Annotated in this window: 14 protein-coding genes; all 14 read left to right on the top strand. The window is 35.2% G+C overall.

Annotated features, from left to right (window positions below; translation table 11 throughout):
* Positions 1–5: 5 nt before the first annotated feature.
* The 14 genes from mtaB (at position 6) to ppdK (ending at position 13247) form a co-directional block, all read left to right on the top strand.
* Positions 6–1337: a tRNA (N(6)-L-threonylcarbamoyladenosine(37)-C(2))-methylthiotransferase MtaB gene (gene mtaB, locus AB8S09_RS04775; protein ID WP_369868607.1), complete on the top strand. Its 1332-nt coding sequence runs from the start codon at positions 6–8 to the stop codon at positions 1335–1337.
* A gap of 61 nt (positions 1338–1398) precedes the next feature.
* Positions 1399–1743, top strand: a complete 345-nt coding sequence (locus AB8S09_RS04770; protein ID WP_294182372.1) for a histidine triad nucleotide-binding protein — start codon at positions 1399–1401, stop codon at positions 1741–1743.
* Between the two features lie 131 nt (positions 1744–1874).
* Positions 1875–2051, top strand: coding sequence for a 30S ribosomal protein S21 (rpsU, locus tag AB8S09_RS04765; protein ID WP_294182373.1), 177 nt, complete (start codon positions 1875–1877; stop codon positions 2049–2051).
* Positions 2052–2085: 34 nt separating this feature from the next.
* Positions 2086–2535, top strand: a complete 450-nt coding sequence (locus tag AB8S09_RS04760) for a GatB/YqeY domain-containing protein (protein WP_294182374.1) — start codon at positions 2086–2088, stop codon at positions 2533–2535.
* A 156-nt stretch (positions 2536–2691) separates the two neighbouring features.
* The gene (gene yqfC / locus AB8S09_RS04755) at positions 2692–2961 is read left to right on the top strand and encodes a sporulation protein YqfC (protein WP_369868606.1); all 270 of its coding nucleotides are present in this window, start codon (positions 2692–2694) and stop codon (positions 2959–2961) included.
* A complete protein-coding gene (gene yqfD / locus AB8S09_RS04750) occupies positions 2948–4102 on the top strand; it encodes a sporulation protein YqfD (protein ID WP_369868574.1) in 1155 nt (384 codons plus the stop codon). The genes yqfC and yqfD overlap by 14 nt, the downstream gene beginning before the upstream one ends.
* Before the next feature lie 36 nt (positions 4103–4138).
* Complete coding sequence (locus AB8S09_RS04745) at positions 4139–6247, top strand: HD family phosphohydrolase (protein ID WP_369868573.1); 2109 nt, start codon at positions 4139–4141, stop codon at positions 6245–6247.
* Positions 6244–6738 (top strand): rRNA maturation RNase YbeY, encoded by a 495-nt coding sequence (gene ybeY, locus AB8S09_RS04740; RefSeq protein ID WP_369868572.1) that lies wholly within the window; start codon positions 6244–6246, stop codon positions 6736–6738. The genes AB8S09_RS04745 and ybeY overlap by 4 nt, the downstream gene beginning before the upstream one ends.
* Before the next feature lie 33 nt (positions 6739–6771).
* Positions 6772–7470: a diacylglycerol kinase gene (locus AB8S09_RS04735; protein WP_369868571.1), complete on the top strand. Its 699-nt coding sequence runs from the start codon at positions 6772–6774 to the stop codon at positions 7468–7470.
* An 11-nt stretch (positions 7471–7481) separates the two neighbouring features.
* The gene (era, locus tag AB8S09_RS04730) at positions 7482–8366 is read left to right on the top strand and encodes a GTPase Era (RefSeq protein WP_369868570.1); all 885 of its coding nucleotides are present in this window, start codon (positions 7482–7484) and stop codon (positions 8364–8366) included.
* A gap of 54 nt (positions 8367–8420) precedes the next feature.
* Positions 8421–9200 (top strand): DNA repair protein RecO, encoded by a 780-nt coding sequence (gene recO / locus AB8S09_RS04725; protein WP_369868605.1) that lies wholly within the window; start codon positions 8421–8423, stop codon positions 9198–9200.
* 14 nt (positions 9201–9214) lie between these two features.
* A complete protein-coding gene (locus AB8S09_RS04720; protein ID WP_369868569.1) occupies positions 9215–9805 on the top strand; it encodes a DUF4342 domain-containing protein in 591 nt (196 codons plus the stop codon).
* Positions 9806–9919: 114 nt separating this feature from the next.
* Positions 9920–10564: a transcriptional regulator CcpN gene (gene ccpN, locus AB8S09_RS04715; protein ID WP_294182382.1), complete on the top strand. Its 645-nt coding sequence runs from the start codon at positions 9920–9922 to the stop codon at positions 10562–10564.
* A gap of 73 nt (positions 10565–10637) precedes the next feature.
* Positions 10638–13247, top strand: a complete 2610-nt coding sequence (gene ppdK, locus AB8S09_RS04710) for a pyruvate, phosphate dikinase (RefSeq protein ID WP_369868568.1) — start codon at positions 10638–10640, stop codon at positions 13245–13247.
* Positions 13248–13278 lie beyond the last annotated feature (31 nt).

Raw genomic sequence — 13278 nt, 5'->3', positions numbered from 1 at the left:
TTCACATTTATGGTCATAATAAAACAGTGGGTCTGTTCACCCTTGGATGCAGGGTAAATCAATATGAAACGGAAGCCATGGCGGAAAAATTTATATCTGAGGGATATAGCGTAGTGAATTTTGAAGATCATGCAGATGTGTATGTAATAAATACATGTACTGTGACAAATATGGGAGACAAAAAATCCAGACAGATGATACATAGAGCTAGGCGAAAAAATAAAAGAGCCATAATAGCCGTAGTGGGATGCTATTCTCAAATTTCTCCCGGTAAAGTATCCAAGATAGAAGGGGTGGATGTGGTTCTGGGCACTAGAAATAAGGGAGATATAATTTATTTTATAAAAAAGGCATGTTTAGAACAGAATAAAATAATAGAAGTCGGTGATGTTCTTAAAAATAGAGTTTTTGAGGATCTCAGCATAGATAAATATCAACATAGGACCAGGGCTTTTGTTAAAATACAGGACGGATGCAACAGATTTTGCTCTTATTGTCTTATTCCATTTGCCAGAGGGGCGGTATGCAGCAAACCTCCTTCCAAAATTTTAGAGGAAGTGGAAAAACTTGCCCATAACAATTTTCGTGAGATCACCCTTTCCGGAATACATATTGCCTCTTATGGAACAGATTTGAAAAGCGGCTGGGATCTTATGAAAATACTTGAGGAAGTAGACGGGGTGAGCGGCATTGAAAGAGTCAGGATTGGCTCTATAGATCCCAAATTTTTTACAGATGACGTCATAGACAGAATAAAAAAATTGAAAAAACTGTGCCCTCACTTTCATCTATCCCTGCAAAGCGGATGTGATGAAACTTTAAGGCGGATGAATAGGCACTATACTGCCCTGGAGTATGAGAGAATAGTCAATGAATTGAGAAACAAGATAGAAGATGTATCCATAACCACGGATGTCATAGTTGGGTTTCCCGGAGAAACGGAAGATGAGTTCAACAAGACCTATGATTTCCTAAAAAAAATGAAACTATCTAAGATTCATGTTTTTAAATACAGCCCCAGAAAAGGCACCAGGGCTGCAGATATGAAAGGACAGATAGATGGGAAGGTGAAGGAAGAGAGAAGCGGTGAAATTATAAAATTGGATAGGAAACTGGAAAAAAAATTTATGGGCAGCTTTTTGGGAAGAAACATGGATGTATTTTATGAAAGTAAATTTCATGGTGATAATAATTGCTATGAAGGTTATACTCCCAATTACATGAAAGTCGTATCAATGGGGAAATCCGGCGAAAATCCGGTGGGGAAAATTTTGCGCACTGAACTTGAAAGTGTGGAAAGTGGTTATATTCGAGGGAAAATAAAAAGTTTTATTTGAATTTAGGAAGGATATTTTATATTGATTATTGAATAATTATCGTTAAAAGGGGGTGACAACTATGGAAGAATGCGTTTTTTGCAAAATAGTAAAAGGTGAAATACCATCTGAAAAAGTATATGAAGATGATACGGTATTGGGTTTCAAGGATATAAATCCAGCTGCACCGGTACATGTACTTATAATACCTAAAAAGCATATAGAGAGTATAAATGATCTTACTGAAGAAGATTCCAATATTATTGCTCATATATATTTGGTTGCAAAGAAGATTGCAAATGAATTTGGTTTGAAGGAAAAAGGATACAGGATTGTGACTAACTGCGGTGAAAAAGCAGGACAGACAGTACCTCATATTCATTTTCATTTACTGGGCGGCAGGACATTTAAATGGCCACCGGGCTAAATTGAAGGTCTTAATTGAAATTGTTGACAGTGTCCAAGAATTTATTGTATAATTGCTATGTGCTATTTGACCTATGTTAACTGTATTTAATTTTTAAAATTAGATTGAGCTAGCGGAGGGAGGGAGATAATATGTCAGAAATAAAAGTTGGAGAAAATGAAACTATCGAAAGTGCATTGAGAAGATTTAAGAGAAAATGCGCTAGAGCTGGTGTTCTTTCTGAAGTTAGGAAAAGAGAGCACTATGAAAAACCAAGTGTAAAGAGAAAGAAAAAATCGGAAGCTGCTAGAAAGAGAAAGTACAAATAAATAGAATTCTTTGAAAGAGGGGACCAAGTAACAAATGTCTCTTAAAGAAAGATTGCAGGAAGACTGGAAACACGCTTTAAAGTCAGGTGATAAACTAAAGGCAGATACTATAAGCATGGTCAAAGCTGCCATTTTACTGGTTGAAAAATCCAATGGGAAAAGACTTGACGATGATAAAAAGATCATGGATATAATATCAAAGGAAGTAAAGCAAAGGCGTGAATCCATACGTGAATTTGAAAAGGGTAAAAGGCAGGATTTAATAGATGAGACAAAATCTGAAATAGAGATTTTGTTGAAATACCTTCCTCAGCAGTTAAAGAAAGAGGAAATTTCCGAAATTGTTCGGAAAGCAGTTAATAAAGTAGGTGCACAGAGTATACGGGACATGAAGAAGGTTATGTCAGTTGTGATGCCTGAAACCAGGGGCAGGGCAGATGGCAAACTTGTAAGTCAAATAGTCAAACAGTATCTAAATAAATAGAATAGAAAGGTTGGGATTTTATCTCAACCTTTTTTATAATATGAAAAATTAAATAGTTCACAGCTTTAAGTAATTTATCATCCATGTATCTCATAAATTAATAAAGGTAATACAGTTGGGATATAAATTCTTAGAGGTGGTATTGTGAAAAATAAAATGTATGATACAAAGCAGAACATTGCAGATAAACTTGATTTGCCAAAGGATATAATTTTAAATATGCCTCAGATTAAAATTATAGGAAATGATGAGATAATAATAGAAAATCATAAGGGCATTATATTGTTTGAAGACAGCCAGATAAAAATTAATTCAGGTATAGGGTTGATATCCATATATGGAAGTAAATTTGAAGTGCTTTTTATAGGTGGGAGCACTATAACCATAGGAGGAAAATTTAAATCCATAGTTTATGAGGGAAACTGATAGATTTTCTTTTAAAAATTATAGAAATGGAATAATTTTAATTGAGATACAATCTCTTATACCTGAAAAGTTTATTAACCTTATGTGGGAAAATGGCATCTATATGAAAAATATAAGGAAAAAAAGCATTACTACTATGACCATGAAGATAAATCTTAAGGATTATGATAAAGTAGAATATATAGCTAAAAAAACTGATGCCAGAATAAAAATAATCGGAAGAAGGGGCATTGCCTTTTTTGTGATTAAGCTCAAGAAAAAGATAACCTTAGTGTCGGGAATAATTTTATTTGTTGCAGTGATATACTGTCTATCCACATTTGTATGGAAAATAGAAATAGATTCTTCGGGAGAAATTGCACCCTATAGAATAAGACAGCAGCTTAAATCCTATGGGATAAAACCGGGTACAAATAAGAGTAAGATAGATGTATATAGTGTAGAGAAGGATCTCATGAGAGACAATGATGATATAATGTGGGTGAAGGTCAGGCTTCAGGGCTCTGAATTGAATATAAACGTAGTTGAGAAAAAATCTCCTCCTGATATAAGTGAGGATAATACGCCCTGTAACCTTGTAGCGAAGAAAGACGGAAAAGTACTGAGAGTATATACCACTTTAGGTACTCCCGTTGTGAAAGCCGGCGACGAGGTGAAAAAAGGGCAGCTTCTTGTTAAGGGGGAGCAGGGAATTGAAGGTTCCAGTTACAGCGTGCACGCTGCAGGATATGTCATATGCAGCACCATGTATGAAAGCAGTGCCCTTGTGAAAATAAACGGTGTAAAAGATGTAAGGACGGGGAGGAAGATGGATAATTATTATATTAACCTGGGAGGCAAAAAGATATATCTAAAAAAAGATAATGATAAATTTAATAAATATGATAGAATAGAGGAAAGCAAATTTATTTTTGGCAGAGAGACTTATTTTGAGGTCAAAAGGAAAATGATAAAAGGGGATGCCCAGAAGATAGTAAAGGATACAGGAGAAAAACTTTATAAAAATATATGTTCCAATTTAGATAAATCCGTAAAAATTGTAAATAAAAATATCACCTATGAACCAGGTGAATCCTACAAAGTGAAAGTCCAGGTTACAGCGGAGGAAAATATAGCTGTTTCTGATGCAGAACCAAAGTGAATTTATAGAGCAGTAAAAAACAAAGGGTGATTTTAATTGAAAAAATTGTCATTGAGAAAGCTTTTTTTAGAAAAAAGAACTGAGAGGATAATTGCTTTTATAGCAAGTTTTGTATTCATCTATTCTTTGCTGGCATCCGGATTTACAACGAAAAAATATAATCTGTCCGAGGGAGATATTGCAAAAGCTGATATAAAAGCTCCTAGGGACGCCAAGGATGAATTGTCTACAGAAGCAAAGATACAGCAGGCAATAAATGCCGTCCCAATCCAGTACAATAAAAAGCCTGAAGTCAAAACAGAAAGTTTAAATAAATTAAATGATTTTTTTTCAAAGGTGACGCAACTGGATAATTCCCAGTTAGATCAAAAGAGCAAATTACAAAAATTAAAAAGTGAAAGCAACATAAGTTTAAATGATGACGATTTTCTGTATATTATGGAGCTTAATAAAGATGAAATAAAACAGCTTCAGGACTTTTTGCAAAAAAGTATAGCAGATATGTATGACAGCAACAATATAAGCGACAATACCCAGAAAAACAATCAGGAGGATATTAAAAAAGCCCAGCAGAGTATACTGCTTAAAGTGAGCACTTCAAATTTCAATAAGAATTTGAGACAGCTTGCCACTGATATAGGATTTTCCCTGATTTCGCCTAATTTTTTTTATGATAATGACAAAACGGAGGAATTGAGGAAAGAAGCAGAGAAAAAAGTTATGCCTGTCATGGTAAAAAAAGATCAGATTATAGTGAAGGAAGGGGAACCTGTAACTAAATATCAGATAAAAATGCTCGAGAATTTCGGACTTTTGAATAACAGTCCCTATTTTCAGTGGCATATCTATTTTCCGCTGGCTTTATTGGTACTTTTGATACTGGCTGTTCAATGGGTTTATTTGTATAAATACAATAGAAAAATTTATGAAGATCCAAAAATGCTTGTAATGATAAATGCACTTAGCTGCCTAAGTGTGCTTTTATCCAGGACTATTGATCTTGCCTCGCCGTTTTTGATACCTTTGGCATTTGTACCCATGATAATGACGCTGCTTTTAAATAACAAGGTATCAATGGTTGTGAATGTGCTGAACTGTGTCTTTATAAGTGCAGCAGTGGAATTTAGCCCCGATATAACCATACTGGCCCTTGTGAATGCAGTGGTTGGAGCCATTATACTAAAAAAGATGCAGCAGAGAAATGACATATTGTTTGCATCCATGTATATGCTTGTTATAAATGGAATAATTACTTTTTCAATGGGTTTTTTGCTCAGCAATAATTTGGTGGATGTCACTAAAAGAGGAATTTTTGCAGGAGTTGCGAGCATAATTTCTGGAATACTGGTTATAGGATTTCTTCCTCTATTTGAAGGGGTGTTTAATATAGTTACCACTATAAAACTTTTGGAACTTTCAAATCCAAATAATACTTTATTGAAGAAACTTTTAATTGAAGCCCCCGGTACTTATCATCACAGTATATTGGTTGGCAATTTGGCAGAAGTGGCGGCCGAAAAAATTGGAGGCAATCCCCTTCTGGCCAGAGTTGCAGCTTACTATCATGATATAGGAAAATTAAAAAGACCATATTTTTTCAAAGAAAATCAACTTGGAAAAGATAATCCCCACAATAAATTGACTCCTAATTTGAGTACTTTGATAATAATGTCCCATGTAAAGGACGGGGTGGAAATGGCGGAAGAATATAAACTGCCCAAGATAATAAAGGACATCATAGAGCAGCATCACGGCACCTCTCTTGTAAAGTATTTTTATTTGATTATGAAAAATTCAAGTAAGGATCCTGATGATGTAAATGAAGACGAGTTTAGGTATCCGGGTCCGATACCGGAGACCAAAGAAGCAGGTATAATAATGCTGGCTGATGGTGTAGAGGCTGCTGTGAGGTCTATTGGGGACCCTGACAAGGGTAAAATTCAGAGTATGGTAAACAATATAATAAAAGATAGATTGGATACGGGCCAGCTTGATAATTGCGATTTGACCCTGAAGGATATAAGTAAAATAAAAAATGAGTTCTTCAGAGTATTGGTTGGCATATATCATCATAGGATAGAATATCCATCAGATAAATTTTCTGATAAAGTCATGAATAAATTGAAACAGGAGGATAAAAAGTGATTTTTTTGGATAATAGACAGGATAAAATAGATGTTACGGAAAATTTGAGGAAAAATGTCAAAGAAGTTATAGAACATGCTTTAAAGGAGGAAAATGTAAATATACCCTGTGAAGTGAGTGTAATTTTTGTAGATAACAATTATATAAAAAATATAAATAGGGAAAATAGAAATATAGATAAGATCACAGATGTATTGTCTTTCCCGATGTTGGAATATCCTAAAGGCCAGGTGTTTAAGGATGTATACATAGATTATGATTTTCAGCCCAGTGATATGGATGGGAAAAATTTAGTGCTGGGGGATATAGCAATTTCTCTTGAAAGGGCGGAGCAGCAGAGCAGAGAATTTGGCCACTCATTTTTGAGGGAAGTGTGTTATTTGACAGTGCATTCCCTGCTTCACCTTTTGGGATATGATCATATAAAAGAAGAGGACAAGAAAATTATGAGAAAAAGGGAAGAAAAAATATTGCAGAAATTTGAACTTTAAGGGATAATTTTAAATATGGTGGTTGGTTATATAATGAAAGTTAAAAAATTATTGGATAGCTTCAATTATGCGATTGAGGGAATAATATATTCAGTTAGAACACAGAGAAATATGAAAATACATATGGTAGCGGCTGTTTTAGTACTTACAATGTGTTTTTTCTATGATTTGAGCAAATTAGAAATTTTGGCTATTATAATAACCATAAGTATGGTCATTATGGCGGAACTTTTTAACACGGCAGTGGAATTTGCCATTGATGCTACTACTAATTATTACCATCCTCTAGTTAAAATTGCAAAAAATGTAGCAGCAGGAGCAGTGCTCATTTCAGCCATAAATGCTGTGGCAGTAGGATATATAGTATTTTGGGATAAATTAAAATATATAAATTTTATGGTTATGAAAAAGGTTAAGAATACAAATCCCTATACAATATTTATAATACTTGCTATTGTATTTATAGCAACCATAGTTGTAAAAGCTATTTTTGGAGAAGGTACTCCTCTTAAAGGAGGAATGCCAAGCGGACACAGTGCTATAGCCTTTTCCATAGCTACTACCATAGCTTTGATAACCGGACAGCTTGCGGTAGTTGTGTTGAGCTACCTCATGGCCTTTATAGTTGCCCAGAGCAGAGTGGATTCAGAGGCACATTCTGTCAGAGAAGTGGTTTTTGGAGCTGTATTTGGTATTTTAATAACAGTATTTTTATTTATAATATTTGGGTAAGGAGAAAAGCTATGTTTAAATCAGGATTTATTACGATAATAGGGAGACCCAATGTAGGAAAATCTACACTTGTAAATGGCATTATAGGAGAAAAATTGTCGATTGTATCCCGTAAACCACAGACTACCAGAAATAATATAAATGCTATTTTGACTAAAGATAACTTTCAACTGATTTTTGTAGATACCCCGGGCATACATAAACCAAAAGATAGGTTGGGGGACTATATGGTCAAATCTGCTGAAGGCTCCATGAACGATGTGGACTTAATACTTTTTTTGACTACACCTAAGGATGTGATACATGAAGGAGACATACATATATTGGAGAATATAAGTGCAGTCAAGTCGCCTGTGTTTTTTGTATTGAACAAAATAGATAAAAATCCAGCTTCAAAAGTAGCAGTAACTTTGAAAAATTATTCTGAATTGTTTAATTTTAGGGAATTTGTACCTATATCCGCATTGAAGGGAAAAAATGTAGATGAACTTGTGGATCTCATGGTAAAATATATGCCAGAAGGTCCTAAATATTACCCGGAAGATGCCATTACCGACAAACAGGAGAGATTTATAGTTTCTGAGATCATAAGGGAAAAAGCTCTCAGGCTGCTTTCTAATGAAGTTCCCCATGGCATAGCCGTTGAAATAATTTTCATGAGGAAAAATTCTGGGGGAATATGCAACATAGAGGCAAATATAATTTGTGAGAGGGAATCACATAAGGGGATAATAATAGGCAAAAATGGGTCAATGCTAAAGAGAATATCTTCTTATGCAAGAATGGATATTGAAAAATTTCTGGATTCCAAAGTTTACCTTAGAGTTTGGGTAAAAGTCAGAAAAGAGTGGAGAGACAACGATAGGCTGCTGAAAGAATTGGGCTATAAGATGTAGTTTTTGCCAGAAAGAAAAGTTTTTTTCTCCTTAAAAAAAGGATATAATATAAATATAAGCGGGGGAGATGATTATCTGGCTGTATTTAAAACTAGAGCTGTAATAATAAAAACTCAGGATGTAAGAGAATCTGACAAATTAGTCTGGCTTTTTACTGAAAAATTAGGTAAGGTATCTACTGTAGCTAGGGGGGCAAAAAAAAGCAGAAGCCCACTGTTTTCGACCACGCTTCAGTTTTGCTATGGAGACTATGTTTTATATAAAGGAAAAAGTATGTATGTAATAGATGAAAGTATGCTGATAGATTCTTTTCAAGATTTGTTGGACGACTTAAAGGATTTGACCTATGCTTCTTATTTTTGTGAACTTATGGATATAGCAATGAATGATGGAGAAAAAAATGAAATTATGTTCAAACATCTAGTTTCTGCATTTTATCTTATAAGAAGCCATGCAGTGGATATTAAAACCCTGGCCAGATCTTTCGAACTGAAAATTTTACAGGCCACAGGATATGGACTTAATTTTGATTACTGCTGTATGTGCGGAAAAAAAATCACTTCATTTAATTACTTTAGCTTTCAATATTTAGGGGGAGTGTGCGATAAATGTAGAAGAACCAATGGTATGAACATAGATTATGCTGCTGGAAGCGCACTTAAATATTTATCAAAAGCTTCTCTTGAAAGTGCATATAAGGTTGTATTGTCTGATAGAGTAAAAAGAGAGCTGTATAAACTTTTGAACCTTGTTATTTCCCAGAATTATTTCAAAAAGCCTAAAAGTCTTGAAACTTTAAGGTATCTTGAAAATTTTGAGAAAAATAAAATCTAAAAGGAGAGAAAAACATGAGTGAAATAACATTGGAAAAAATCGATATTATAAGAGAGAGAACAGGAGTTGATTATACTGAGGCAAAAAAAGCATTGGAGGTCTCTGAAGGTAATGTAGTTGATGCTCTTATATATATAGAGCAAAATAAGAAATCTGCTAAGGATAGTCTGTACACCACCAAGGATGAGTTTCTAGAATGGCTTAAGAATTTGGTAAAAAAGGGAAATATAAACAGAATAAAGATAAAAAAAGATGACAAGGTGGTAGTCGATATTCCAGTGAATGCAGGCATTGCAGCAACTTTAACAGCTCTTGTATGGCCGCCGCTTATAGCTATTGGGATATTGACTGCGGTAATTACACAGGTAACTATAGAGATAACAAAAGATGATGGGACCGTAGAAGTGGTAAACAAGGTAATAAAGGGCGGAGTGAAAAATACTGTAAATGATATGAAAGACAAGGTATTTGATGCTGCATCTTCTTTTAAGGATAAATTTAAGGACAAAGACAGTAGGCAGGATGGTAAAAACACGTATAAATATACCGTGAAGTTTGATGATATGGATAATGAAGATTCCGATGAAGACAAGGACAAAAATTAATATTTTATAATAATGTGATATAATAACTTTATAACTTGTAATTTTAAGTGCTGTTGTTAAAAATTCCTCTTAGTAAATATTACAAAAATTATTGACTTACTACAAAGGGAGAGGGTGAGTACCATTAAATTATCACCAAGACAAGAGAAAATAATAAAGTTGGTAAAAGATAATGCGCCCATAACAAGTGAAAAGCTGGCATCCCGCTTGAGTGTCACAAGGGCGGCACTTAGGCCGGATCTGGCCATACTTACTATGACGGGTATATTGGAGGCAAAGCCTAAGGTAGGATATATATATTCCAAGAAACCTTCCTATAGTCTTATATATGACTATATAATGGATATAAAAGTAAAAGACATAATGTCAAAACCGGTAATAGTAGACGAAAACACTACTGTCTATGATGCCATAGTATATCTGTTTTTAAATGATGTGGGCACTTTGTTTATAGGAGATAAAGGAATTCTGGTAGGTGCTGTTTCCAGAAAGGACTTTTTGAAGATAGCTATTGGGAGCACTGATATGCACAAAATACCTGTGGGAATAATAATGACCAGGATGCCCAATATAATATTTGTTGAAAAAAATGATGTGGCCTATCTTGCAGCCAAGAAGATAATGGAGCATGAGGTAGACAGTCTGCCGGTAGTTGAAAAAATTCGGGATAGTTTAAATAATGAGGTACTTAAAATCGTAGGCAAAGTTTCAAAAACAAATATAACAAGACTTTTTGTAAAGATAGGGGAAAATAAATAATCTGGTAAAAAATTAAATATTGGAACAGGAAGATGGCATGTTAAATTTTATATGTAAAGGAGGGGTGTTATGAATGAAAGATAAAAAATATGTTTATCTTTTCAATGAGGGAAATGCTAGTATGAGGGATTTACTGGGTGGAAAAGGCGCAAATTTAGCAGAAATGATAAACATTGGTATACCTGTTCCAGAAGGATTTACCATAACTACAGAGGCCTGTATCAAGTATTATGGAGAGAACAAAACTATATCCGAAGACATTATAGAGGAGATTTATAGTGCACTTGGAAAAATTGAAAAGAAAACGGGTAGAGAATTTGGAAATAAAGAAAATCCTCTTTTAGTATCTGTCAGATCAGGGGCAAAAATTTCCATGCCTGGAATGATGGATACTATACTTAATTTAGGCTTAAATGACGAAACGGTGAAAGGATTGGGCAGGCTTGCGGGAAATGAGAGATTTGCCTATGATTCCTATGGGAGATTCATTCAGATGTTTTCAACTGTAGTTATGGGAATTGAAAAGAAAAAATTTGAAGATGTACTGGATAATGCAGAGAATGCAGAACTTACAGTATCCGATTTAAAGGAAATAATTGTGAAATTTAAAAAAATTTACAATGATGAGACAGGAAGTAATTTCCCTCAAAATCCTGAAAGGCAGCTATTGCAGGCCATTGCCGCTGTATTTATGTCCTGGTATAACCCGCGGGCTGTAATATACAGAAAATCAAATGGAATTTCAGATAAATGGGGTACGGCTGTAAATGTACAATCCATGGTATTTGGAAATATGGGAGAAACTTCGGGCACAGGTGTGGCATTTACCAGAAATCCTGCTACCGGAGAAAAATCCGTATTTGGTGAATATCTTATAAATGCCCAGGGAGAAGATGTTGTTGCAGGAATTGGAATACCACAGCCCATAATAAATTTGAAAGAAGATCTTCCGGAGTGTTATTCCCAATTCATGAATATTGCACATAAATTGGAAAATCACTACAGGGATATGCAGGATGTGGAATTTACCATAGAACGGGGAAAACTGTATTTTCTCCAGACCAGGAGCGGGAGGAGAACTGCACAGGCTGCACTTAGAATAGCAGTGGATATGGTGGAAGAAAATTTAATCGGAAAGGAAGAGGCTGTACTCAAAGTTGAACCCAGACAGCTGGATACCCTTCTGCATCTAAATTTTGATAGGGATGAGCTAAAAAGAGCGGATGCGATAGCAAAGGGGCTTCCTGCATCACAGGGAGCTGCCTGCGGAAGAATATATTTTACATCAGAAGATGCAAAAAAACACCATGATCACGGTGAAAAGGTAATACTTGTGAAAACTGAAACCTTACCTGAAGATATAGAGGGAATATCAGCTTCAGAAGGTATACTTACTACAAAAGGCGGAATGACTTCTCGTGCAGCTGTAACGGCTAGGGCAATGGGAATTTGCTGTGTAACCAGCTGTAACAATTTGATAATAGATGAAAAGGCAGGAAATTTTAAAGTTAAGGACAGGCTCTACAGGAAAGGTGACTATATATCGCTGGACGGCAGCACCGGGAATGTATATGGAAAATTCATGCAGACAGTGTTACCTGAAGTGTCAGGTTATTTTAGTATATTCATGGGCTGGACGGATGATATAAAGAAAATGGCAGTTAGAGCCAATGCGGATACTCCGGGGGATGTCAAAAAGGCAGTTGAATTTGGAGCCGAAGGAATAGGGCTTTGCAGGACGGAGCGTATGTTCTTCAATGAAGACAGGATATCTTACATTAGAGAAATGATAGTTTTCAGTACAGAGGAGCAGAAGAGAAGGGCATTGTATAAACTTTTGCCTAAACAAAAAGAGGATTTCATCAAAATATATGAAGCTGCAGGAGAAAGATCCGTAACGATTAGGCTCCTGGATTCATCACTATATGAATTTTTACCTGCGGATGAAAGTTCCATAAAGAATTTGTCTGATAAAATGGGTGTGAATTTTCAGAAGTTAAAAAATACTGTAAGATCTTTTCATGAATTCAATCCCATGATGGGACAAAGAGGCTGCAGGCTTGCCATTTCTTATCCTGAAATAGCGGAAATTCAGACCAAAGCTATTATGGAAGCTGCTATTGACGTTAAAAGGGAAAAGGGATATAATATAGTTCCAGAGATAATGGTACCTCTTGTAGGAGGGGTAAGAGAGTTAAAATATGTGAAAAATATAGTTGTAAAAACGGCGGATGAAGTGATAAAAGCCAGTGGTATTGAATTGGGATATAAAGTAGGTACGATGATAGAGGTTCCAAGAGCTGCGCTTACTGCTGACAAAATAGCGGCAGAAGCTGAATTTTTTTCTTTTGGGACAGATGATTTGACTCAGATGACTTTTGGATTTTCAAGAGATGATCTAAGCAAATCCTTGAGTTCATATTGTGATAAGAAGATATATGAGTTTGATCCATTTCAGAAGATAGATCGAGCTGGAGTGGGTAAACTCATAGATATGGCTGTAAAATTAGGCAGGGAAACGAAAGCTGATATAGGACTTGGAATATGCGGCGAACAGGGAAGAGATCCTTCATCGATAGAATTTTTTCACGATATTGGATTTGATTATATTTCTTGTCTTCCTGTTAAAATACCTGTGGCAAGGTTAGCTGCAGCCCAGGCTCAGATAAAGGATCCAAGGTAGATTAATGGTTGAAAATAGGTAGTTTTTAAAA

It is taken from the genome of Clostridium lapidicellarium, assembly GCF_041224415.1.
Classification (GTDB): domain Bacteria; phylum Bacillota; class Clostridia; order Clostridiales; family Clostridiaceae; genus Clostridium_B; species Clostridium_B lapidicellarium.
This window is presented reverse-complemented; position numbering and strand designations above follow the sequence as displayed.

Excerpts from the sequence above, each read along its gene's own strand:
- AB8S09_RS04770 (WP_294182372.1), top strand. The coding sequence starts at position 1,399 with ATGGAAGAATGCGTTTTTTGCAAAATAGTAAAAGGTGAAATACCATCT.
- ppdK (WP_369868568.1), top strand. The coding sequence starts at position 10,638 with ATGAAAGATAAAAAATATGTTTATCTTTTCAATGAGGGAAATGCTAGT.
- yqfD (WP_369868574.1), top strand. The coding sequence starts at position 2,948 with ATGAGGGAAACTGATAGATTTTCTTTTAAAAATTATAGAAATGGAATA.
- era (WP_369868570.1), top strand. The coding sequence starts at position 7,482 with ATGTTTAAATCAGGATTTATTACGATAATAGGGAGACCCAATGTAGGA.
- rpsU (WP_294182373.1), top strand. The coding sequence starts at position 1,875 with ATGTCAGAAATAAAAGTTGGAGAAAATGAAACTATCGAAAGTGCATTG.
- AB8S09_RS04760 (WP_294182374.1), top strand. The coding sequence starts at position 2,086 with ATGTCTCTTAAAGAAAGATTGCAGGAAGACTGGAAACACGCTTTAAAG.
- yqfC (WP_369868606.1), top strand. The coding sequence starts at position 2,692 with ATGTATGATACAAAGCAGAACATTGCAGATAAACTTGATTTGCCAAAG.
- AB8S09_RS04720 (WP_369868569.1), top strand. The coding sequence starts at position 9,215 with ATGAGTGAAATAACATTGGAAAAAATCGATATTATAAGAGAGAGAACA.
- AB8S09_RS04735 (WP_369868571.1), top strand. The coding sequence starts at position 6,772 with ATGAAAGTTAAAAAATTATTGGATAGCTTCAATTATGCGATTGAGGGA.